Annotated in this window: 24 protein-coding genes and 2 pseudogenes; 9 read left to right on the top strand and 17 right to left on the bottom strand. The window is 60.2% G+C overall.

Translation table 11 applies throughout. From position 1 onward, the window contains the following. Nucleotides 1-40: 40 nt before the first annotated feature. From AC1DXW_RS01125 to nrdR, 12 genes are all read right to left on the bottom strand, one after another. The gene (locus AC1DXW_RS01125) at nt 41-841 is read right to left on the bottom strand and encodes a cobalamin-binding protein (RefSeq protein ID WP_477752874.1); all 801 of its coding nucleotides are present in this window, start codon (nt 839-841) and stop codon (nt 41-43) included. Further along, the gene (locus AC1DXW_RS01120) at nt 841-1,260 is read right to left on the bottom strand and encodes an MFS transporter (protein ID WP_477752873.1); all 420 of its coding nucleotides are present in this window, start codon (nt 1,258-1,260) and stop codon (nt 841-843) included. Before AC1DXW_RS01120 ends, AC1DXW_RS01125 begins: the two co-directional genes overlap by 1 nt. Further along, entirely contained in the window at nt 1,257-1,874 is a 618-nt protein-coding gene (gene ribA / locus AC1DXW_RS01115) for a GTP cyclohydrolase II (RefSeq protein WP_150726901.1), read from the bottom strand. The genes AC1DXW_RS01120 and ribA overlap by 4 nt, the downstream gene beginning before the upstream one ends. Before the next feature lie 251 nt (nt 1,875-2,125). Then, nucleotides 2,126-2,866: a substrate-binding periplasmic protein gene (locus AC1DXW_RS01110; protein WP_477752872.1), complete on the bottom strand. Its 741-nt coding sequence runs from the start codon at nt 2,864-2,866 to the stop codon at nt 2,126-2,128. A gap of 53 nt (nt 2,867-2,919) precedes the next feature. After that, nucleotides 2,920-3,423: a phosphatidylglycerophosphatase A family protein gene (locus tag AC1DXW_RS01105; protein ID WP_477752871.1), complete on the bottom strand. Its 504-nt coding sequence runs from the start codon at nt 3,421-3,423 to the stop codon at nt 2,920-2,922. Beyond that, nucleotides 3,420-4,385, bottom strand: a complete 966-nt coding sequence (gene thiL, locus AC1DXW_RS01100; RefSeq protein ID WP_477752870.1) for a thiamine-phosphate kinase — start codon at nt 4,383-4,385, stop codon at nt 3,420-3,422. Before thiL ends, AC1DXW_RS01105 begins: the two co-directional genes overlap by 4 nt. Nucleotides 4,386-4,562: 177 nt before the next feature. Then, entirely contained in the window at nt 4,563-5,063 is a 501-nt protein-coding gene (gene nusB, locus AC1DXW_RS01095; protein WP_008053839.1) for a transcription antitermination factor NusB, read from the bottom strand. Then, a complete protein-coding gene (ribH, locus tag AC1DXW_RS01090; RefSeq protein ID WP_003228649.1) occupies nt 5,060-5,536 on the bottom strand; it encodes a 6,7-dimethyl-8-ribityllumazine synthase in 477 nt (158 codons plus the stop codon). The genes nusB and ribH overlap by 4 nt, the downstream gene beginning before the upstream one ends. Before the next feature lie 91 nt (nt 5,537-5,627). Next, complete coding sequence (gene ribBA, locus AC1DXW_RS01085; RefSeq protein ID WP_007984459.1) at nt 5,628-6,719, bottom strand: bifunctional 3,4-dihydroxy-2-butanone-4-phosphate synthase/GTP cyclohydrolase II; 1,092 nt, start codon at nt 6,717-6,719, stop codon at nt 5,628-5,630. Nucleotides 6,720-6,735: 16 nt separating this feature from the next. Beyond that, complete coding sequence (locus AC1DXW_RS01080; RefSeq protein ID WP_477752869.1) at nt 6,736-7,413, bottom strand: riboflavin synthase; 678 nt, start codon at nt 7,411-7,413, stop codon at nt 6,736-6,738. Nucleotides 7,414-7,460: 47 nt separating this feature from the next. Beyond that, the gene (gene ribD / locus AC1DXW_RS01075) at nt 7,461-8,594 is read right to left on the bottom strand and encodes a bifunctional diaminohydroxyphosphoribosylaminopyrimidine deaminase/5-amino-6-(5-phosphoribosylamino)uracil reductase RibD (protein WP_477752868.1); all 1,134 of its coding nucleotides are present in this window, start codon (nt 8,592-8,594) and stop codon (nt 7,461-7,463) included. Further along, a complete protein-coding gene (nrdR, locus tag AC1DXW_RS01070; RefSeq protein ID WP_003228656.1) occupies nt 8,591-9,055 on the bottom strand; it encodes a transcriptional regulator NrdR in 465 nt (154 codons plus the stop codon). Before nrdR ends, ribD begins: the two co-directional genes overlap by 4 nt. Before the next feature lie 127 nt (nt 9,056-9,182). Between nrdR and AC1DXW_RS01065 the strand changes: the two genes are divergently transcribed. From AC1DXW_RS01065 to trxA, 3 genes are all read left to right on the top strand, one after another. Next, nucleotides 9,183-9,647, top strand: a complete 465-nt coding sequence (locus tag AC1DXW_RS01065; RefSeq protein ID WP_108216297.1) for a YbaY family lipoprotein — start codon at nt 9,183-9,185, stop codon at nt 9,645-9,647. After that, nucleotides 9,644-10,300, top strand: coding sequence for a class I SAM-dependent methyltransferase (locus tag AC1DXW_RS01060; RefSeq protein ID WP_477752867.1), 657 nt, complete (start codon nt 9,644-9,646; stop codon nt 10,298-10,300). The genes AC1DXW_RS01065 and AC1DXW_RS01060 overlap by 4 nt, the downstream gene beginning before the upstream one ends. A 137-nt stretch (nt 10,301-10,437) precedes the next feature. After that, nucleotides 10,438-11,310, top strand: a complete 873-nt coding sequence (gene trxA, locus AC1DXW_RS01055; protein WP_477752866.1) for a thioredoxin — start codon at nt 10,438-10,440, stop codon at nt 11,308-11,310. A 117-nt stretch (nt 11,311-11,427) separates the two neighbouring features. On the opposite strand, the gene AC1DXW_RS01050 is transcribed toward trxA, so the two are convergent. Continuing rightward, a complete protein-coding gene (locus AC1DXW_RS01050; RefSeq protein ID WP_477752865.1) occupies nt 11,428-11,766 on the bottom strand; it encodes a hypothetical protein in 339 nt (112 codons plus the stop codon). 135 nt (nt 11,767-11,901) lie between these two features. On the opposite strand from AC1DXW_RS01050, the gene AC1DXW_RS01045 reads away from it, so the two are divergent. The 5 genes from AC1DXW_RS01045 (at nt 11,902) to msrA (ending at nt 15,946) form a co-directional block, all read left to right on the top strand. Then, a complete protein-coding gene (locus tag AC1DXW_RS01045) occupies nt 11,902-12,492 on the top strand; it encodes a DUF2796 domain-containing protein (protein WP_477752864.1) in 591 nt (196 codons plus the stop codon). A 162-nt stretch (nt 12,493-12,654) separates the two neighbouring features. Further along, nucleotides 12,655-13,365, top strand: a complete 711-nt coding sequence (locus AC1DXW_RS01040) for an ABC transporter ATP-binding protein (RefSeq protein WP_057713120.1) — start codon at nt 12,655-12,657, stop codon at nt 13,363-13,365. Between the two features lies 1 nt (nt 13,366). Next, entirely contained in the window at nt 13,367-14,632 is a 1,266-nt protein-coding gene (locus tag AC1DXW_RS01035) for an ABC transporter permease (protein ID WP_477752863.1), read from the top strand. A gap of 11 nt (nt 14,633-14,643) precedes the next feature. Further along, entirely contained in the window at nt 14,644-15,162 is a 519-nt protein-coding gene (locus AC1DXW_RS01030; protein ID WP_090451674.1) for a DUF3299 domain-containing protein, read from the top strand. A gap of 133 nt (nt 15,163-15,295) precedes the next feature. Continuing rightward, nucleotides 15,296-15,946: a peptide-methionine (S)-S-oxide reductase MsrA gene (gene msrA / locus AC1DXW_RS01025; protein WP_477752862.1), complete on the top strand. Its 651-nt coding sequence runs from the start codon at nt 15,296-15,298 to the stop codon at nt 15,944-15,946. Between the two features lie 120 nt (nt 15,947-16,066). On the opposite strand, the gene AC1DXW_RS01020 is transcribed toward msrA, so the two are convergent. After that, nucleotides 16,067-16,906 carry a 23S rRNA (adenine(2030)-N(6))-methyltransferase RlmJ gene (locus AC1DXW_RS01020; protein ID WP_223457684.1) on the bottom strand — a complete coding sequence of 280 codons (840 nt, stop codon included), beginning with the start codon at nt 16,904-16,906 and terminating at the stop codon, nt 16,067-16,069. A 207-nt stretch (nt 16,907-17,113) separates the two neighbouring features. On the opposite strand from AC1DXW_RS01020, the gene AC1DXW_RS01015 reads away from it, so the two are divergent. Then, nucleotides 17,114-17,608, top strand: coding sequence for a DUF2165 family protein (locus AC1DXW_RS01015; protein ID WP_477752861.1), 495 nt, complete (start codon nt 17,114-17,116; stop codon nt 17,606-17,608). An 81-nt stretch (nt 17,609-17,689) separates the two neighbouring features. Here AC1DXW_RS01015 and AC1DXW_RS01010 read toward each other — a convergent pair. From AC1DXW_RS01010 to AC1DXW_RS01000, 3 genes and pseudogenes are all read right to left on the bottom strand, one after another. Continuing rightward, nucleotides 17,690-17,809 (bottom strand): annotated as a pseudogene (locus tag AC1DXW_RS01010) (sodium:solute symporter family transporter); the annotation flags it as partial. 40 nt (nt 17,810-17,849) lie between these two features. Continuing rightward, a pseudogene (locus tag AC1DXW_RS01005) lies at nt 17,850-18,158 on the bottom strand (hypothetical protein); the annotation flags it as partial. A 983-nt stretch (nt 18,159-19,141) separates the two neighbouring features. Further along, nucleotides 19,142-20,548, bottom strand: a complete 1,407-nt coding sequence (locus AC1DXW_RS01000) for a PAAR domain-containing protein (protein ID WP_477752860.1) — start codon at nt 20,546-20,548, stop codon at nt 19,142-19,144. Nucleotides 20,549-20,725 lie beyond the last annotated feature (177 nt).

Here is a 20,725-nt window from a genome sequence, read left to right as displayed (position 1 = left end):
CTGTGGGAGCGAGCTTGCTCGCGATGAAGGCACCTCGGTCTCAGCGGTCTGGCGCAATCAAATGGCAAAGCTTTGCAGTCGCCTCAATCATCTGCCCACTCGGCCGCTCCAGGCCCTTGTCCGTCACCAAGCGCAACTGTCCCTGTGCCACGGCCGCCACCTGTGGCCAGGCTTTCCACGCATCGAGCTGCGCCTGTTCGCTGGCCAGAATCACCTCGGGATTACGCTGCAGCACGGCTTCCACACTGACTTGCGGTGCCGGCAGCTTCAGGTCGGTAAACACGTTTTGGGCACCGCAGACCTCCAGTGCATCGCTGATGATCTGCTCGCCGCCAACCGTATACAGCGGCCGATCCCAGACCTGATAAAACACCCGTAACGGCTTATCCCGTCGATAGCGTTGGCGCAATTCATCCAGCCGCTGGCGTAAATCGCTGGCCAATGAAGTTCCGCGTTCAGGCCGACCAAGCTGAGCGGCTATGGTCTCGATCTGTGCGGCGAGCTGGTGCAGGCTGTGGGGTTCGGCGACGTAGGTGGGAATATTCAGTCGCTTGAGCTGGTCACGCTGGGCCGGGCCGACGCTACCGGGCCATAACAGCAACAGATCGGGTTTCAGGCTGAGCAGGCGCTCCATGTCCAACTGGCCATAGCGGCCAACGGAGGGCAGGTCCTTGAGTTGCGCAGGCCGTTCACCGGCGTCCAGCACACCGACCATGAGGTCGGCGGAGCCCAGTTCAACGACGATTTCAGAGAGCGACGGTGCGAGGCTGACAACCCGCTCGACCGCGATGGCCGAGCCACTGGCGGCCAGCAGCAACACCGCCAGCCAGAGCGCGCGCATCAACCGAGTTGACGCGGAATACGGTAGAGGTAGAACAGCACGGCGGTCGACAGTGCCAGCAGCATCAGCGGCACCGCTTCAAGACCGACGAACACCGCCAGGGCACCGATCCAGGCCGGCAGCCCGGCGACGAGGAATGCCGTACGCCGCTTGGCCGCCAGACTGATCCAGGCGGCAGGTTCTTCAGGGGTATCGAGGGCTTTCTGGGTGGCGATCAGCGCGTGTTTGTAGGCACCGAAGAACCTCAGGCTGACAAACATCGAGGCGACTCCGGCGATGAACAACGGCATCGCCAGCACCGGCAGAATGGCTTCGCCCTGGCCGAACACCGCGTTGATCACAAACAGCGGCAACAAGGCCAGTGCCAGGTACTGCCACCAGTTGACGGACAGTCGCCGCCGCACCTGATCGCGGGTCACGCCCGGTCTACCTCGCCCTGATGCTCATTGCCCATCATGTGGTCGAGCTTGCTGGCCTTGGTCGCCAGGTAGAGTCGGTTATGCGGATTGTGGCCGGTGTGCAGCGGCACGCGCTCGGCGACCACGATACCCATGTCGGTCAAGGCTTTGACCTTGCGCGGGTTGTTGGTCATCAGGCGCAGGGATTTCACGCCCAGGTGCTCCAGCATCGGCAGGCACATGGCATAGTCACGCTGATCGGCGGCAAAGCCCAGACGCTCGTTGGCTTCGACGGTGTCGGCACCACCGTCCTGCAGCTCATACGCGCGGATCTTGTTCAGCAGGCCAATGCCCCGGCCTTCCTGACGCAGGTAGAGCAAAACGCCGCGACCTTCGCGGGCGATGGCCTGCAAGGCGGCCTCCAGTTGCGAGCCGCAGTCGCAACGCTGGCTGAACAAGGCGTCGCCCGTCAGGCATTCGGAGTGCAACCGGCCGAGTACCGGGGCACCGTCGGCGAATTCACCCAGACTCAGCACAACGTGCTCGCGGCCGGTGGCTTCATCGAGAAAGCCGTGCATGGTGAATTGCGCAAAAGGCGTTGGCAGCTTGGAAGCGGCGACAAAAACGACAGGCACCGGTGTGCTCCTGATCTAAAGAGTCTGAAGATTCGCAGAGCCGGCATTGTAACAGCAGGTTCCGGGCGACGCTTAGGCTGAATTATCGGCGATAACTATCAAAAAGTTTGATATGCGCCCTGAAGATACGACCTCTGTGGGAGCGAGCTTGCTCGCGATAGCGGTGTGTCAGAAGCGTATTCGTCAACTGAAAGTCCGCCATCGCGAGCAAGCTCGCTCCCACAGGGTTCAGTGTCAGTCCTTGAAACGGGTCAATTATCTTCAAACGGATACGGCTGTTTCCAGCGCTCGAAGATAGGTTTCAGCTCGCCGTTTTTCACCAGTTGCTCCATGCGCTGGTCGAACAGGGCCAACAGGCTGCGCGCCTTCGGGGTCTTGGCGAAGCACAGGTACAGCGGCAACTCGGCGATATGGGTGCGCCGTAGCTGGGACGGATCCTTGGCGCGGTTGATAACGTCATCGACTTCGGTCAGAGCGTCGATATAGAAGTCAGCACGATTGTGGGTCAGCATCGACACGATGCCGGTACGCCGCATCACTTCATCGAAGTGGCGCACATTGGGCAGGTAATGCTGGTAATCGTAGCCGCGGACCCAGGCCAGTCGATAATTGCCCAGGGTTTGCGGGGTGGGTACCGGACTGCTTGCCAGGCCCAAGGCATAGATGTGATCGGTGTCGAAGTTCCAATGGGGATAGAGCACGCCCTCGGATTCGTCACGATAGGAGCCGACGCAGGCATCGACCTCGCCACTCTCGGCCAGACCCAGGGAGCGCACGTACGGCTCGGTGCGGACGTCGACCTTGACGCCCGCCGGCTCGAACACTTGCCGTAGCACGTCCCAACCCAGTCCATGACCGTCAGCAGCGGTGTAGTCTTCCCAGTCTTCGCTGGCCAGATGAATCACCGACGGCGGCGTAGCACCCCCTGCTTGCGCCTGGAAAAAAGCGCACAACATCGTGAACGCCAGCACCATCAATCCGCGTACAGCCATCCCCCGCGTCCCCCGATAAACAGCACTCATGATCAACGCCTGGAAATCCCCGGTCAGGCGAAAAACCACACCAGTCCTTGCATCGCCAGCCAGGCGAACACCCCGGCCAGGACATCATCGAGCATGATGCCGACGCCGCCATGTACGTGCCGGTCAATCCAGCGAATCGGCCACGGTTTGAGGATGTCGAAGAAGCGGAACATCAAGAAACCCACGAGCAACCATTGCCAACCTTCCGGCACCAGCCACAGGGTGATCCACATTCCGACCATTTCGTCCCAGACGATGCCTTCATGGTCGTGTACCCGTAAATCGTCGGCCACTTTGCCGCACAGCCAGAAGCCGAACGACATGGTGATGCCCAGCATCAGCCAGTAACCCCAGTCGGGAAGCATTTGCCACAACGGGATAAAAGGCAGCGCAACTAACGACCCCCAAGTGCCAGGCGCCTTTGGCAAGGTGCCCGAGCCGAAGCCGAACGCCAAAAAATGCCACGGATTACGCCAGACCGACGGCGGTACGTTTTCCGCCGGGACCTGATTGGGATGATCTGTCACGGTGACTCCCGAAAATGTTGATAACCCCGGGTTTGCGGGGTGATGTCGTGTCCGCTGGCATCCAGCAGTGTCACACCTTGCCCATTAACGACGCGCCCAATCAAATGGATCGGCCAGCCGTCGGCCAGCAATAGCGGCAACTCGACGGACGGTAGGGTGAAGACCAATACGTAATCGTCGCCACCGCTCAGTGCCGCAGCCTGTGCGTCCGATTGACCGAGAAAGTCGACCAGGCTCTGCGACAGCGGCAAACGATCCCGCTCGACTTCGATACCGACCTTCGAGGCCAGCGCGATATGCCCGCAATCAGCCAGCAGGCCGTCGGAGATATCCATTGCCGAAGTGGCCTTGCCACGTAGCGCCTGACCCAAACCGAGTTGCGGTTGCGGCGACCAGTAATGCGCCAGCAACGGCGCGGCAATGCTCGCTTGGGCCGTGCGCTGGCCAAGCACCAATGGCAAGGCACCGGCGGCGTTGCCCAGGTCGCCGCCGACACACAGCAGATCGCCCGGTTGCGCACCGCTGCGGGTCAGCGCCAGACCACCCGGCACGCGCCCGAACACGGTCATGGTCAGGCTCAGCGGCCCACGGGTGGTGTCGCCGCCCACCAGCGCCACGCCGCAGCTTTGCGCCATCTGGTTCAAACCACGGGCATAGGCTTGCAGCCAATCGGCGGTCACCGTCGGCAAGGTCAGGGCAAGGGTAAAGGCAACGGGGGTGGCGCCCATGGCAGCCAGATCGCTGACGGCCACGGCCAGCGAGCGCTGACCGAGCAGAAACGGATCGCAGGGATCGGCAAAATGCACGCCGGCCACCAACGTATCGGTAGAAATCGCCAACTGTTCCCCGGGGGGAACAGCCAGCAAGGCGCAATCATCGCCAATCCCGAGGGCAACGCCTTCACCGCCCTGCGCACAAGGCGCGGCGGCGAAGAAATTGCGGATCAGCTCAAACTCGCCCATAGGGTGTCCTGTCTCACCAATACTGTTCATTTTTTAGCGGCGTCTGGTGTCGCCATACTGCGTTGCCGCTCCTCGCCATAGCACGCTATGACTCGTCGCGGCGCCTTGTCTGGCAACACCAGCCACTCGCTAAAAAACGAACGTATCGGCGAGACAGGACACTAGATCCAAGCGCTGTTAGCGCTTGAACGCCTTGACTTCAGCTTCACGCAGACGCGGGGCCAGCTTGTCGAGCACACCGTTGACGAACTTGTGGCCGTCGGTGGAACCGAAGACCTTGGCCAGTTCGATACCTTCGTTGATCACAACGCGGTACGGCACGTCGACGCGCTTGAGCAGTTCCCAGGTGGACAGGCGCAGAACCGCCAGTTCAACCGGGTCCAGCTCTTCGATGGTCAAGTCCAGGCAAGGCGTGAGCGCCGTGTCGATTTCGGTCTTGAACTGCGGCACCCCGTGCAGGATTTCGCGGAAGTAGGCGCCATCGACATCGGTGAAATCGTTATCGACCCGGAACTGCGCTTCGATTTCGTTCAGCGATTGCTTGGCCATGTGCCATTGGTACAACGCCTGGGTCGCGAGCTGACGGGCTTCGCGACGCTTGACGCTTTTCGATGGTTTGCCGGCATCCGCAGGCTTTGGATCGCGCGGGTTGAAACGATCGCTTTCGTCGCTAATCACTTGGCCTCCAACTGCGCCAGCAGGCTGACCATTTCCAGAGCGGACAGGGCAGCTTCAGCACCTTTGTTACCGGCCTTGGTGCCGGAACGTTCGATGGCTTGCTCGATGGAATCAACGGTCAGGACGCCGAAAGCGACCGGAACGCCGAACTCCATGGAAACCTGGGCCAAGCCCTTGGTGCACTCGCCAGCCACGTATTCGAAGTGCGGAGTGCCGCCACGAATGACCGCGCCCAGGGCGATGATTGCCGCGAATTCGCCTTTCTGGGCGACTTTCTGCGCAACCAGCGGAATTTCGAAGGCGCCAGGTGCGCGGATGATGGTGATGTCGCTTTCGCTCACGCCGTGGCGAACCAGGGCATCAACTGCACCGCTGACCAGGCTTTCAACGACGAAGCTGTTGAAACGGCCCACTACCAGAGCGTAGCGGCCTTTAGGGGCGATGAAGGTACCTTCGATGGTCTTCAGGGTCATTCGATAAATCTCTTAAAGAGCCGGGACGCGTCTCGTACGCGTCCCTCGGTGATATTTGAACCGCGAATTCAAGGCCGGAAACAACCGGTCATTATTCGGAGGGCACGTATTCTACAACTTCCAGATCGAAACCGGATATCGCATTAAATTTCATGGGTGCCGACATCAGGCGCATTTTGCGTACGCCAAGGTCGCGCAGGATCTGCGAACCGGCACCGACAGTGCTGTAGGTGGTCGGTTTTTTCACCGCGGCGTGATCGGCGGTTTCGCGGATGTGCGCCAGCAACACGTCGCCATCGAGCGGGTGACCGAGCAACAGCACCACGCCGCTGCCGGCCTCGGCAACCGTGGCCATGGCGGCGCGCAGGCTCCAGCGGCCCGGTTGCTTGACCATCAGCAGGTCGCGCAGCGGGTCCATGTTGTGCACGCGAACCAGGGTCGGTTCTTCGGCACACACGTTGCCCAGGGTCAGTGCCATGTGCACGTCGCCTTCCACCGAATCACGATAGGTCACCAGGTTGAATTGGCCCAGTTCGCTGTCCAGTGGCTGCTCGGCAATCCGCTGAACGGTACGTTCGTGGATCATCCGGTAGTGAATCAGGTCGGCGATGGTGCCGATCTTGATGTCGTGTTCGGCGGCAAAAGCTTCCAGTTCGGCGCGACGGGACATGGTGCCGTCGTCGTTCATCACTTCGCAGATCACGCCGCTCGGCTCGAAACCGGCCATGCGCGCCAGGTCGCACGCCGCTTCGGTGTGGCCGGCGCGGGCCAGGGTACCGCCGGCCTGGGCCATCAGCGGGAAGATGTGACCCGGGCTGACGATGTCTTCAGCCTTGGCATCACGGGCGGCAGCAGCCTGCACGGTGCGCGCACGGTCGGCGGCGGAGATGCCGGTGGTCACACCGGTGGCCGCTTCGATCGATACGGTGAACTTGGTGCCGAAACCGGAACCGTTGCGCGGCGCCATCAACGGCAGCTTGAGCAGTTCACAGCGCTCGCGGCTCATCGGCATGCAGATCAGGCCACGGGCGTGCTTGGCCATGAAGTTGATGTGCTCGGGCTTGCAGCACTCGGCGGCCATGATCAGGTCGCCTTCGTTCTCGCGGTCTTCGTCATCCATGAGGATGACCATCTTGCCTTGGCGGATGTCTTCAACCAGTTCTTCGATGCTATTGAGCGCCACAAGGCACCCCCTTGAGTCAGGATTTGAGATAGCCATTGGCGGCCAGAAAGCTTTCGGTGATGTTACCTGGCCTTTGCGAAGAGTCGCTTGGTTCTGCGGCCTTGTCGCCGAGCAACAGACGCTCCAGGTAACGGGCCAGCAAGTCCACTTCCAGATTCACCCGGCGGCCTGGCTGGTACGACGCCATGATGGTTTCGCTCAGGGTGTGGGGAATGATGGTCAGCAGGAACTCGGCGCCATCAACTGCGTTCACGGTCAGGCTGGTGCCGTCGACGGTGATCGAGCCTTTATGGGCGATGTACTTGGCCAGGTCCTTCGGCGCGCGGATGCGGAACTCCACGGCACGCGCGTTCTCGGTACGGGCAACCACTTCGCCCACGCCATCGACATGACCGCTGACCAGATGCCCGCCGAGGCGAGTGGTCGGGGTCAGGGCTTTTTCCAGATTGACCGGGCTGCCGCTTTTCAGGTCGTTCATGGCGGTGCAGTCGAGGGTTTCGCGACTGACGTCCGCCGCAAAGCCATTGCCGGGCAATTCCACGGCAGTCAGGCACACGCCGTTGACCGCGATGCTGTCGCCCAGTTTGACGTCGCTCAGGTCGAGCTTGCCGGTTTCGACGTGAACCCGCACATCACCGCCCTTTGGGGTCAATGCACGAATACTGCCGATGGATTCGATGATGCCGGTAAACATGAGGTTCTCCTCGAGAACAAAGCCAAAGCTTGCGCGATGGCCGGAAATTATACGCTTGCTGATGGCAAAGGAATGGCGATGACTCGCCAGTCATCGCCAACCGCACGAATTTCGATGATCTTAAGCTCAGGCGCATCCTTCATTTGCGCGAGTGGCCAGTCCAGCAGCGGCCGCGCCGAGGAACCCAAAAACTTGCCGGCGATGAAAATCTGGAACTCGTCCACCAGTCCGAGCTGGGCAAACGCACCCGCCAGACGCGGACCGGCTTCGACCAGCACCTCGTTGACGCCACGGTTGGCGAGTTCGACCAGCAGCTGACGCAAATCGACCTGGCCGTCATAGCCCGGCACGATCAGGCATTCCGGACCGTTGGCATATTGCTCTTCCACCGCCACGCAGGTGGCGACCAGCGCCGGGCCGACCTTGAAGAACGGTGCATCCAGCGGTACCCGCAGGCGTCCGTCAATCAGGACTCGAAGCGGGGGACGACTCATGGCCAGTGCGGTTTGCTCGGCATCAAGCCCCAACTCATCGGCGCGCACGGTCAATCGCGCGTTGTCCGCCAGTACCGTATCGGCGCCGGTCAGTACCACACTGGCTTGCGCGCGCAGACGCTGAACGGCCGAGCGCGCCGCCGGGCCAGTGATCCACTGGCTTTCGCCACTTTCCATCGCCGTACGGCCGTCCAGACTCATGGCCAATTTGACCCGCACGAACGGCAAGCCGTGTTCCATGCGTTTCAGGAAACCTTGATTGAGCTTTCGCGCTTCACCCTCCAGCACACCACTTTCGGTGGTGATACCAGCCTGAGCCAGGCGCTGCAGACCGCGACCGGCGACTTCCGGATTCGGGTCCTGCATCGCCGCGACCACCCGCGCCACACCGGCATTCACCAGCGCATCGGCACAGGGCGGCGTACGGCCGTGATGGCTGCACGGCTCAAGCGTGACATAGGCAGTAGCGCCACGGGCCAACTCACCGGCCGCGCGCAGGGCGTGAACTTCGGCATGGGGTTCACCGGCGCGCTCGTGCCAGCCTTCGCCGACAATCTGCCCACCCTGCACGATCACGCAACCGACCCGCGGATTGGGGTGCGTCGTGTAATGCCCCTTGCGCGCCAGTTCCAGGGCACGGGCCATGAAATGGGCATCGAGAATGGCTTGTTCTGCGGGCGTGTTCATTCTTTCACCGGTTCACGGGCCAGGCGATCGATCTCTTCGCGGAACTCGTTGAGGTCCTGGAAGCGGCGATATACCGAAGCGAAGCGGATGTAGGCGACTTCGTCGAGTTTCTGCAGCTCGGCCATCACCAGCTCGCCGACCACGAGGGATTTGACCTCGCGTTCGCCGGTGGCGCGCAGTTTGTGTTTGATGTGCACCAGCGACGATTCAAGGCGCTCGACGCTCACCGGGCGCTTTTCCAGCGCCCGCTGCATGCCGGCGCGGAGTTTTTCTTCGTCGAACGGCTGGCGACTGCCGTCGGTTTTGATCAGGCGCGGCAACACCAGTTCAGCCGTCTCGAACGTCGTGAAACGCTCGCCGCAGGCCAGGCATTCACGCCGGCGGCGCACCTGTTCGCCCTCGGCGACCAGACGCGAGTCGATGACCTTGGTGTCGTTGGCACCGCAGAAGGGACAGTGCATGGTGGCAGGCAACAAAAAAAGGGAGGGCCATGGTAGCGCATCCCGGTGGCAAGACAAGCCATAGGGTTTGCGGTATACAGACGGGATGATCACTTGATCCATGGAATTCAGCTTTATGGAGCCACCAATGTCGTTACGTCCGCTCATTTTGCTCAGTGTTTTCAGCCTGCTGGTGGCTTGCGGCAGCGACGCACCCAAGCCCCAGCCGCCAACGCCAGGCCCGGCGCCGCAGCAAGCGCAGAAGAAAGCCCGGGAGGCCGCCGAACTTGGCCCGCTGCCCGCGTATCAGCGCGAATTGAGCGGCACGTTGCAAGGTGTGCCGGCCGGCGCCGAAGTCGAGCTGGCGCTGTTGGTGATCGACGATAAAGACCGTCCGCAGCAATTGCTCGCCAGTTCCAGCCTGATCGGCAACAACCAGGTGTTGCCGTTTCACCTGCGCTTCAACCCGGATGCCTTTCCGGTCGGCGCCCGCGTTGAACTGCGAGGCCGCGCCAGCCAGTCCGGGCAATTGATCCTGCACTTGCCATCGCAGCTGATCACCCAGCCGACCACCCAGGCCCTGGGCCAACTGCAATTCGTCAAAGCCCCATGAGTGCACCGCTCGACCTGCAAATGGCCTTGGAGGATCTGCTCGGTGACGCGCGATTGGTGGACTGTGATTTACCGGGAACCGATTTGAAACTGTGGCTGATCGACGGCGATAACATGGACCGCGCTTTCAGCCCGGAAGAAACCCGGCGCATCCTGCATGAGCCGCCGTACTGGAGCTTCTGCTGGGCCAGCGGCTTGGCCGTGGCCCGTTATCTGGCCGCAAACCCGCATTGGGTCGAAGGCAAGCGGGTACTGGATTTCGGTGCCGGTTCCGGGGTGGCGGGGATTGCCGCTGCCAAGGCCGGCGCGCTCGAGGTGCTGGCCTGCGACCTCGACCCGCTGGCGATTGCCGCGTGTCGGGCCAATGCCGAGCTCAATGACGTGCAGCTCAATTACTCCACGGATTTTTTCGCCGAGGCCGATCGCTTCGATCTGATCCTGGTGGCGGATGTGCTGTACGACCGGGCCAACCTGCCATTGCTCGACCAGTTCCTCAGTCGCGGCCGGGAGGCGCTGGTGGCGGATTCCCGAGTGCGGGACTTTCGCCATCCGTTGTACCAGCGCATAGAGATGCTGGAGGCGATGACCCTGCCGGACCTGGCCGAGCCCCACGAGTTTCGGCATGTGAGCCTCTACCACGCGCAGCGCGCTTGAAATCGCAAAAAGATCGCAGCCTTCGGCAGCTCCTACAGGATTGAATATTTACACGGCCAATGTAGGAGCTGCCGAAGGCTGCGATCTTTTACGCCAGCCCTTATAGTGAGCATATTCACGCTTCCAAGAGATTGCCCATGAGTCAGGAAACGCCGTACATCTTCGACGCCACGACTGCCGATTTCGACCAGTCGGTGATCGAGAACTCTTTCCACAAACCGGTGCTGGTGGATTTCTGGGCCGAATGGTGCGCACCCTGCAAAGTGCTGATGCCGATGCTGCAAAGCATTGCCGAGAGCTACCAGGGTGAGTTGCTGCTGGCCAAGGTCAACTGTGACCTCGAACAAGACATCGTCGCCCGCTTCGGCATCCGCAGCCTGCCGACCGTGGTCCTGTTCAAGGACGGCCAGCCTGTCGATGGTTTTGCCGGTGCCCAGCCGGAATCCGCCGTGCGTGCCCTGCTCGAACCCCATGTGCAGATGCCGCCGCCGGCCGCTGCCGATCCGTTCGAACAGGCCCAGGCACTGTTCGATGACAGCCGCTTTGCCGATGCTGAAGCCCTGCTCAAAGTACTGCTGGGTGAAGACAACACCAACGCCAAGGCGTTAATCCTGTACGCCCGCTGCCTGACCGAGCGCGGCGAGCTGGGCGAAGCGCAAGCAGTGCTGGATGCGGTCAAGAGCGACGAGCACAAGGCTGCGCTGGCCGGCGCCAAGGCACAGATCAAGTTTCTCGGTTTAGCCAAGGACTTGCCGGATGCCGCCGACCTGAAGGCCCGACTGGCGAAAGACCCGCTGGACGATGAGGCGGTCTATCAACTGGCGATCCAGCAACTGGCCCGTCAGCAGTACGACGCCGCGCTGGACGCATTGCTCAAGTTGTTYATCCGTAACCGCAGCTACAGCGAAGGCTTGCCGCACAAGACCTTGCTGCAGGTGTTCGAGTTGTTGGGCAACGATCATCCGTTGGTGAGCACCTACCGTCGCAAGTTGTTTGCCGCTCTCTACTGATCACAAACCTGTAGGAGCAGCCGGTCGACGCTCGATTGCTCGCGATGGTCGTCAACGATGACGAGGGCTGCCTGCATGGCCGAAGCGCCCTGACGCTTTTCGCGAGCAAGCTCGCTCCTACAACCAGCGGTAGAGCGGCGTATCCCCGCCGCTTTCCACCTTCACGTCCGAACTATGGCGCAAACGCACCAGCAGGCGCTTGCCCGCCGCCGCACTGCCAGTCAGGCCTTCGAGTTGATCGAGCAGATCCGGCCCGCTGAGCTGCCCGGCCTTGCGCAGCAAATCCCTGGCGATCTGCCACAGCGCATCATCCTGATCCAGCGGTTTCGCCGCTGGCGCGCTGACCTCGGATTTTTCCACCTGCAACTGCGCTCCCAGTCGCGCCCAGTCCGCGTCGTCCATCTCCAGGGTCAAATCCACCGGCCAGTCGCCGATGCTTCCGCGAATTCGCAACATAGGTCTGCTCCCGCACTTTTCTTCCCCGCATGCTCCCATGGGACTTGTGCAACGCCAAGCAGGCAGTCAAACTCTCCGCGCTTACGTTATAAGATTACATAACATTTTCTTCATTTTACTTTTCGGAGACTCGCCATGCGTCGTCTGCTTCTCGCCCTGTCGTTTGCCATGTTGCCGCTGACTGTCGCCCATGCCGCCGACGAACACGATCATGAGCATGGCAGCCTGGGTGCCCACGAACATGGCGTGGGACGCCTGAACGCGGCGCTGGACGGCAAGACCCTGGAGCTGGAGCTGGAAAGCCCGGCCATGAACCTGGTGGGTTTCGAGCATGTAGCCACCAGCGACGCAGACAAAGCCAAAGTCGCCGCCGCCCGCGCCCGGCTTGAGCAACCACTGACCCTGTTCAACCTGCCAAAAGCCGCCGGTTGCGTGGTGGAAAACCAGGAACTGGAAAGCCCGCTGTTCGGCGACCAGCCCGATGCCGACGATGATCACGATGAAGACGCCAAGGACGAAGACGGCCACGAACATCACCATGATCACAGCGAAATCCACGCTCGCTATCAGTTCACTTGCGCCACGCCGGCGGCCCTGAAGTCGCTGGACCTGGCGAATATCTTCACCAGCTTCCCGGCCACCCGGACAATTCAGGTACAACTGATCGGCCCGAGCGGGCAGCAAGGGGTTGATGTGACGGCCAAGGCTGCCAACCTGAAGTTCTGAATCCACTGAAGATCCCTGTGGGAGCGAGCTTGCTCGCGATGAGGCCAGCACATTCAATTTCAATGTGACTGTAAGACCGCTATCGCGAGCAAGCTCGCTCCCACAGGGGGTTGTGTTGATAGTGAAATCCAGACCAGTTCCCACACTTATGAAATCGGTGCCATGACCCAAGCACTCATCGAACTGTCCGACCTGGGCTTCAGCTGGCCCGGTCACCCGCCACTGCTGGACATCCCGGCGTTTCGCCTGGAGCGCGGGGAAACCCTGTTCCTCAAAGGCCCCAGCGGCAGCGGCAAGACCACCCTGCTCGGCTTGCTCGGAGGCGTGCAGAAGCCTGATCGCGGCAGCATCCGCCTGCTCGGCCAGGAACTGACGCAACTCTCGGCCGGCGCCCGCGACCACTTCCGCGTCGATCACACCGGCTACATTTTCCAGCAGTTCAACCTGCTGCCGTTTCTGTCGGTGCGCGAAAACGTCGAACTGCCCTGCCACTTCTCGAAACTGCGCGCCGAACGGGCGAAACAACGTCACGGCAGCGTCGACAAAGCGGCCGCGACGCTGCTTGCCCACCTGGGTTTGAAGGATGAAAACATCCTCGGTCGCCGCGCCGACTCGCTTTCCATCGGCCAGCAGCAACGGGTCGCCGCCGCCCGCGCGCTGATCGGGCAACCGGAACTGGTTATCGCCGACGAGCCGACCTCGGCCCTCGATTACGACGCCCGCGAGAACTTCATTCGCCTGCTGTTCGCCGAGTGCCGCGAAGCCGGGTCGAGCCTGTTGTTCGTCAGCCATGACCAGAGCCTGGCGCCGCTGTTCGACCACAACCTGTCGCTGGCCGAACTCAATCGCGCCGCTACCCCGTCCGAGGTCTGAGATGTATCTGTTTCGTCTAGCCATGGCCAGCCTGGCTAACCGCCGCTTCACCGCGATTCTCACGGCGTTCGCCATCGCCCTGTCGGTATGCCTGTTGCTGGCAGTGGAGCGCGTGCGCACCGAAGCCAAGGCCAGTTTCGCCAGCACCATCAGCGGCACCGACCTGATCGTCGGCGCCCGCTCAGGCTCGGTGAACCTGTTGCTGTACTCGGTGTTCCGCATCGGCAACGCCACAAACAACATTCGCTGGGACAGCTTCGAACACTTCGCCAGCAACCCGAAAGTGAAGTGGGCGATCCCGATGTCCCTCGGTGACTCCCATCGCGGCTACCGGGTGATGGGCACCACCGAAGCCTACTTCGAGCATTATCAGTACGGACGCCAGCAACACCTGGAACTGGCCGATGGCCGGGCCTTTGCCACTGACCCGTTCGAAGTGGTGCTCGGTGCCGAAGTGGCCGATGCGCTGCACTACAAACTCGGTGACAAACTGGTGCTGGCCCACGGCGTGGCGGCGATCAGCCTGGTCAAGCACGACGACAAGCCGTTCACCGTGGTCGGCATTCTCAAACGCACCGGCACCCCGGTAGACCGCACGCTGCACATCAGCCTTGGTGGCATGGAAGCGATTCACATCGACTGGCATAACGGCGTGCCGGCCCGGGGCGAGGGTCGCATCACGGCCGATCAAGCGCGCAACATGGACCTCGCGCCGCAAGCGATCACCGCGTTCATGCTCGGTCTCAACAACAAGATTTCGACCTTTGCCTTGCAACGGGAAATCAACGAATTCCGCGGTGAGCCGATGCTGGCGATCCTGCCGGGCGTGGCGTTGCAAGAGCTGTGGAGCCTGATGGGCACCGCGGAAAAAGCCTTGTTCGTGGTCTCGCTGTTTGTGGTGCTGACCGGATTGATCGGCATGCTCACGGCCATTCTCACCAGCCTCAACGAACGCCGCCGGGAGATGGCGATCCTGCGCTCGGTGGGTGCTCGGCCATGGCATATCGCGACGTTGTTGGTGCTCGAAGCCTTTGCTCTGGCACTGTCAGGCGTGATCGCCGGCGTAGCGTTGCTGTATGTGTGCATCGCGGCGGCCCAGGGTTATGTGCAGGCCAACTACGGCCTGTTCCTGCCGCTGTCCTGGCCAAGCGAGTATGAATGGACGCTGCTCGGAGGCATCCTGGTCGCCGCGCTGCTGATGGGCAGCGTGCCGGCCTGGCGTGCCTATCGCCAATCCCTGGCCGATGGCCTGTCGATCCGTTTATGAGGACGTTGAAAATGCCCCGCGCTGTACTTGCGCTGTTGATGCTGGTCGCCCTGCCCCTGTGGGCAGCCCAGCCAAAAGACCTGACCTGGTCGGAGATGATCCCGCCCGACGCGCCGAAAGAAGTGCCGAACATGACGCCGCTGCACGATCTGTCGCAGATGAGCAGCACGCTCTCGGCAGAGTCGGCGCCAGCAGCCAAACAGGACATGCCCAACGCACCGGTGGTCAAGACCCTCGATGGCCAGAACATTCGCCTGCCGGGCTACATCGTGCCGCTGGAAGTGAGCGAGGAAGGACGCACCACGGAGTTCCTGCTGGTGCCGTATTTCGGCGCCTGTATCCATGTGCCGCCACCGCCGTCGAACCAGATCGTGCACGTCAAAAGCGAAGTCGGCGTGAAGCTCGACGAGCTGTATCAGCCGTACTGGATTGAAGGCGCGTTGCAGGTCAAGGCGTCCACCAGCGAGCTGGCGGATGCGGGGTATCAGATGGAGGCGGACAAGATTTACCTGTATGAACTGCCGGAGTGAATACCCACCAGCCTGAAGTTGCAGGGTTGCCCTGCAACATGGAATCTCCCACCTGGATAGTGATTATCTGGAAGGTATTGGGCACACTGACGGTCTGTTTATTTACAACCCAACCTGACTGAGAGGACTGATCATGGTTCTGCGCTCGGAAATCCTGGTGAACAAAAACGTGCTCCCGACTAAAGAACAAGCTCTGCCCGGCCGCGAAACCGCGATGACCCTGCCCGAAAAGCACTTTGTGTTTAAAGACACCCCCTTGCTCGGCCCGTTCTTCGAAGATGTCGACTTCGCGATCTTCGGCCTCGGCTGCTTCTGGGGCGCGGAACGCCGCTTCTGGCAACGTGAAGGCGTGGTCAGCACCGTGGTCGGCTACGCCGGCGGTTTCACGCCGAACCCGACCTACGAAGAAGTCTGCTCGGGCCTGACCGGCCACGCCGAAGTGGTGCTGGTGGTGTATGACAAGGCCAAGGTCAGCTACGAAGAACTGCTGGCGATGTTCTGGGAACTGCACAACCCGACGCAGGGCATGCGCCAGGGCAATGACATCGGCACCCAGTACCGTTCGGTGATCTACGCCACCAGCCAGGAACAACTGGACGCGGCGCTCAAGAGCAAGGAAACCTACCAGGCCGAGCTGTCCAAGGCCGGTCTCGGTGAAATCAGCACCGAAATAGACCAGGCCCCGACCGTCTACTTTGCCGAAACGTATCACCAGCAGTACCTGGCGAAAAACCCGGAAGGCTATTGCGGCATTGGCGGTACAGGCGTGACCTGCCCGATCTGATTACTGTAGGAGCGAGCTCGCTCGCGAAAAACCAAAGGGCGCCGCTGGGCACCTGGTTTTACGCGTTAACGTTCACGAACATCGTCGGAACGCCGCCCGGAGCGAGCTCGCTCCTACAGATCAACTCTCGGCAATCAACCAATCCATCCGCCACCCACCCTGGGTCTGCCCCAGCTTCTGGGACAACCACGGCAGCAACTCACGCAACTCTTCCTCAAGCCCCCAAGGCGGATTGGCAATCGCCAACCCGGAACCGTTCAGGCTGTTCGGCGTATCCAGCGGATGCACCAGCAACTCCACCCGCAACAACTTCGGCGCACCGGTTCCGGCCAGGTCCTGGTAGAAACGACGCAGCGCACGCTGATCCTTCACCGGGTACCAGATTGCCGCCACGGTCTGGCGCATCCGGCCAATCGCTTCCTTCAACGACGCGGCACAGCGCTGCATTTCGTCGAGCTTCTCGAACGGCGGATCGATCAGCATCACCGCACGCTTCTCCGGCACCGGCAGCAAGGCTCGCGGCACATGCCAGCCTTCGCCCAGGTGCACCTTGACCCGACGATCACCGGCCATGTTGTCCTTGAGCAGCACGCCGTCTTCCGGGTGCTTCTCGTTGAGCAACACACGGTCCTGCGGGCGAGTCAGGCGCCGCGCCAACTCCGGCGACCCCGGGTAATAGCGCAACTGGCCATCCGGGTTCATCTCGTGCAGCACCTGCATGTAATCAGCGGTCAGGATCGGCAGATCCGGCTGATCCCACAAACGCGCAATGCCTTCCAGGTACTCGCCGGTACGGTTGGCCTGATCACCCTGAAGGTCATACAGACCGATACCGGCGTGAGTGTCGAGATAGGCAAACGGCTGTTCCTTGCGCGACATCAGGGCGATGAGGCGGGTCAAGGTCAGGTGTTTGAACACATCGGCGTGATTGCCGGCATGGAAGGCGTGACGATAATTCATGGTTGCTCCTGCGAAGGCCGGGGAGTTTACCTTTTACCGGCCGGCAAGTCAGGGGTTGACGGCCGAGCGGACACTTCGAGCATTCATAGCGGCAACAAGCATGCACCATCACTCGACAAATTCAGAAACGCCTCACAACAGGAAGATTCCCGAACCTGCAAACCGGCGTGATAGCGTTCTTTGTCGAAAAAAGCAAAGGACGCACAAATGACCATTCGCTACGCAAAGATTGCAATGACCCTGGCGCTCGCCGCATTCGCCTTCATGACCGTGTTCAACAACATCAACGACTACGGTTCCAACTTCAACTTCGTCCGGCACGTGCTGAGCATGGACACCACCTTCCCTGACAACGCCGCCCGGTATCGCGCAATTGATCTGCCTTGGGTGTGGCATGGGGCCTACTGGCTGATCATCGTTGGCGAAGCCATTACCTGTGGACTTCTTGGCTACGGCGCACTACAGCTCTGGCGCTCACGGTCAGCCGGTGGACATGAATTCAGACTGGCCAGGAAGTGGGCCGTAGCGGGTTTGACGACTGGGTTTTTCGTGTGGTTTTTCGGCTTCATGGTTGTTGGAGGCGAGTGGTTTCTGATGTGGCAATCCGACATCTGGAATGGCCAGGACGCAGCCTTCAGGTTCTACATGGCAATACTGGGCGTGCTGATCTTTCTGAATCAGCCCGATGCCGATCTTGACTGATCCCCAATAAAAGACGACCCGCACCCATCGGATGCGGGCCGTCTTCTTCAATCAGGAAGCTAAAAAGCCTCGCTGAAAGCCTCATCTGTTCAGCATGAAGTCCTTTTCCGCCGCGGCGAATCGCTGCAGCATGCCGGCAGACAGCGCGCCCAATTTGCTGACGATGTAGATCGCCAGGCTGGCGAAGATGAAGCCCGGGATCTTTTGATCTTGTGGCGACGTCTACGCCGCCGCTGTAGGCCGCACCCGCACGCCGCCCAACCACATCCAGCACATCGCAGCCATCGCGCAACGAGATTGCGCAGAGCAAGGCAAAATCGCTGAGGATGAACGACTCGCACTCGATCGAACCGCGCATCGACAGGTTCTCAAGCACTTGGGTTACTGCACGGATTCTGTAGTTGGCGGCGTCGGTGAGGATGTCGAGCGGCACGTGGGTGTCGACGAACAGCGTGGGCATGTCGGTGCAGTTACTGGTCAACGCCATGAAGCGGTTGTCGGGATGGGGGATTGGTTTTTCGTAGGGTGGGTCAGGATGTATTGATTTCATTTTTAATGCTCTAAGGAAGAAATGGACCTGCCATTAGCCTTCCTACGGGCTAGGGTGGCAGCTATGCACGGGGTAGGAATATCGAGACCTAGAGCAAAACTCGACCACGCCGAAGCGTGCCCGCGCATAGCCGCCGCAACTGATCTTACGGCCGCATGCAAACGGCCGCAAACCAGGCAGTGACGCCAATGTAGCTCTAACGGTCTTGAGAGGTTCCTACACCCCACCACTGAATTATCAGTGACCGCCAAAGACTATCGACGGAACTCGCATCGCACCAGTTCATGAAAACCGATAGGTTTTGAAGGAAACGTCCTAGGACCTTGCCCAGAAAATTTACAACCTGCCTGACGGGTGAGGAGTGGCATGAAGAACGGGCACACCAACAAGATTGGGTAATGCCGATCAGTTAAGCGAAAGGGAATCACTGTAGGAGCGAGCTTGCTCGCGATGGTCGTTAACGATAGCGCGTGTTTACTGGCTAAACGCGGCGCTCTTGAGTCCATCGTCGGAACGCCGCCCGGAGCAAGCTCGCTCCTACAGAGTCCTTAACTGATCGGTATTAACCAGATTGGGTGCCCATTTTTTATGGGTCAGTTACCTGAGTATCCCCGACATCACTATCAGGCCAAGTAGCACCATGCCGGATAGAACCCCTAGAAGAGTCCATTGCAGCACTACGAGCTTTTGCCTGAGGTCATGGGGAAAGTTGTCGAGATCTTCAGCAGTGACCATACCGCGCTTCAGAAAAAATTGGGGAAACGTAACGACGCTAGATATTGAATAAACCAGTCGAGTCTTACCTCTAAGCCCTGCGTCAATACGCGCGGAGACAGTTATAAGTGGAGAACTGTTTTGGAAATGCTCTGAAAGGGCATCTCCCTTGGTGTAGCCCAAGTGCAGCGCAACCCCAAAAACAACAAGTGCCCCACCGAAAACTATTAGCCCTGATGCCAGGAATAGTGCGTCTGCAACGCTAATGTTCATTGAGTGGCCTCGAAAATCCGCTCGCCCATTTTTTCACCAATAACACTCCCAATAGCGCTGGAAGAAAAAGAGCCTGCCCCGACCACAACAATACTGCAGACCAGTAATCCCAAGCCGCCAGTTGGCACACCCAACCCAACACAAAGCCCGCCGACAGCTGAGGTTGATAGAGCAGCACCTACAATTCCGCCACCTACGATCCCCCCGGTAAAACTCCCCGTTTCAGTAAATTTAACCCGCTCGCACGTTTCAGTATTTCCCGCAGTACACACATCCTGAACCTTCACGGCAGATGCCCCGCCACCAATGGCAGTACCTAGCCAACCACCGTATTTGATGTATTTAGTTGCCTTTGCCACACTTTCTAGATGAGTGGCGTGACCCGGTATTTGCCCCGCAGGACTGGCATTGGTCCAGTGGTGAACCAGACTTTGGCTGGAGATGCCCAACATTTTTTTCAAATTGATGTGGTTTGGGAATCCAATACCCTTGCGGGTTAGGGTCGTCATATGGCTGTTGAGTTGTGCCAGTAAACGCTGTCGTTCTACGAAGAAGGCCGGCGAACGAAGGTGCCCATCTCTTTGGAGCGTCGTCTGTTGCAATACTTCAATTTCCCTCAAGGCATTACCGACGTTATCCAGATTATTCTTGAAAATGCTCGCGCCGACGCCCACAGCGCCTGAGCCATAGCCCAAGATCGTCTGAATGGCATCCCGGTGTTGCATCATGAAATCCGCCTCTTCCGGGCTAAGCGTCTCCAGTATTTGATTGGTCCGTGCCGCCACATCCATGAGCAGCGCTTCTTCGCGGGTGCACTGGAAGTTGTTGGGATCGCTCAGCACGATCAGCGAGCCGGCTTTGACGTCGCGCAGGTTGGGATTGAGCAACTTGAATTTGCCCATCACCGCCGGGTCGCGCAGGGTGAACAGCGAGGCCTCGAGTTGTTCGCGGGTGGTGCTTTTGGGAACGACGTAAAAACCAGGCTCCTGGACCGATGTATTGAACGGTATCGGTTTCGGATTGCTCCGCGCGGTCGCGAGTGATGATGGCGATGCTACCGGGTTGCTCGTGGCTAGGGCAGACGGTTGTCTGACGGCCCGTGCGGCGTGCGGTGCAGCACTTCTGCTGGATCCATACGAGCCTGTGAAATCCGATGCGATAAGAGTCGCCTTGCAAGGGCAACCGCTGAAACTGTCCAGCGTGCCGGCCACCAATCGTCCATGACTCACCATGTAGGAAATACCGCCCTCAATCCTGTAGGTTTGGCCGTCCACGCCGCAGGTGACCGGATCGCCTTCGCGCGCATGGGCGAGGCCATACATCATGACGCGTGTATCGGCGTCCTTTACCTTGCCTCCGCACGTGGTCTTGTCACCCAAGCGGATAAAATGCCCTTCAGTCATTGATTGATCTCCCTCTCTACTGCCGTCCCAGTCATGGGCAGCGCACCACTGTTAACGATCGGTAAGCCGACTCGGGATGAGTGGCTTAGCGCAAAGTACGTGGACAGAGAGGAAACTCAAGATGGCCGAGAAAATCAGGAAATGTCTTACGACCAGCACTGAAAAGGACCACGGATA

Source organism: Pseudomonas sp. P4_C4 (assembly GCF_056402055.1).
Note: the sequence above shows the minus strand (reverse complement) of the source record. Positions and strands in the feature narration are given on the sequence as shown.

Bases quoted from the DNA above. Each gene is read 5' to 3' on its own strand.
- AC1DXW_RS01045 (WP_477752864.1), top strand. From the start codon at position 11,902: ATGCGTCGTCTGCTTCTCGCCCTGTCGTTTGCCATGTTGCCGCTGACT.
- AC1DXW_RS01015 (WP_477752861.1), top strand. From the start codon at position 17,114: ATGACCATTCGCTACGCAAAGATTGCAATGACCCTGGCGCTCGCCGCA.
- thiL (WP_477752870.1), bottom strand. From the start codon at position 4,385: ATGGGCGAGTTTGAGCTGATCCGCAATTTCTTCGCCGCCGCGCCTTGT.
- AC1DXW_RS01050 (WP_477752865.1), bottom strand. From the start codon at position 11,766: ATGTTGCGAATTCGCGGAAGCATCGGCGACTGGCCGGTGGATTTGACC.
- AC1DXW_RS01080 (WP_477752869.1), bottom strand. From the start codon at position 7,413: ATGTTTACCGGCATCATCGAATCCATCGGCAGTATTCGTGCATTGACC.
- AC1DXW_RS01060 (WP_477752867.1), top strand. From the start codon at position 9,644: ATGAGTGCACCGCTCGACCTGCAAATGGCCTTGGAGGATCTGCTCGGT.
- AC1DXW_RS01125 (WP_477752874.1), bottom strand. From the start codon at position 841: ATGCGCGCGCTCTGGCTGGCGGTGTTGCTGCTGGCCGCCAGTGGCTCG.
- ribD (WP_477752868.1), bottom strand. From the start codon at position 8,594: ATGAACACGCCCGCAGAACAAGCCATTCTCGATGCCCATTTCATGGCC.
- ribH (WP_003228649.1), bottom strand. From the start codon at position 5,536: ATGACCCTGAAGACCATCGAAGGTACCTTCATCGCCCCTAAAGGCCGC.
- AC1DXW_RS01110 (WP_477752872.1), bottom strand. From the start codon at position 2,866: ATGGCTGTACGCGGATTGATGGTGCTGGCGTTCACGATGTTGTGCGCT.
- AC1DXW_RS01040 (WP_057713120.1), top strand. From the start codon at position 12,655: ATGACCCAAGCACTCATCGAACTGTCCGACCTGGGCTTCAGCTGGCCC.
- AC1DXW_RS01065 (WP_108216297.1), top strand. From the start codon at position 9,183: ATGTCGTTACGTCCGCTCATTTTGCTCAGTGTTTTCAGCCTGCTGGTG.
- AC1DXW_RS01030 (WP_090451674.1), top strand. From the start codon at position 14,644: ATGCCCCGCGCTGTACTTGCGCTGTTGATGCTGGTCGCCCTGCCCCTG.
- nrdR (WP_003228656.1), bottom strand. From the start codon at position 9,055: ATGCACTGTCCCTTCTGCGGTGCCAACGACACCAAGGTCATCGACTCG.
- AC1DXW_RS01000 (WP_477752860.1), bottom strand. From the start codon at position 20,548: ATGACTGAAGGGCATTTTATCCGCTTGGGTGACAAGACCACGTGCGGA.
- AC1DXW_RS01020 (WP_223457684.1), bottom strand. From the start codon at position 16,906: ATGAATTATCGTCACGCCTTCCATGCCGGCAATCACGCCGATGTGTTC.
- msrA (WP_477752862.1), top strand. From the start codon at position 15,296: ATGGTTCTGCGCTCGGAAATCCTGGTGAACAAAAACGTGCTCCCGACT.
- AC1DXW_RS01035 (WP_477752863.1), top strand. From the start codon at position 13,367: ATGTATCTGTTTCGTCTAGCCATGGCCAGCCTGGCTAACCGCCGCTTC.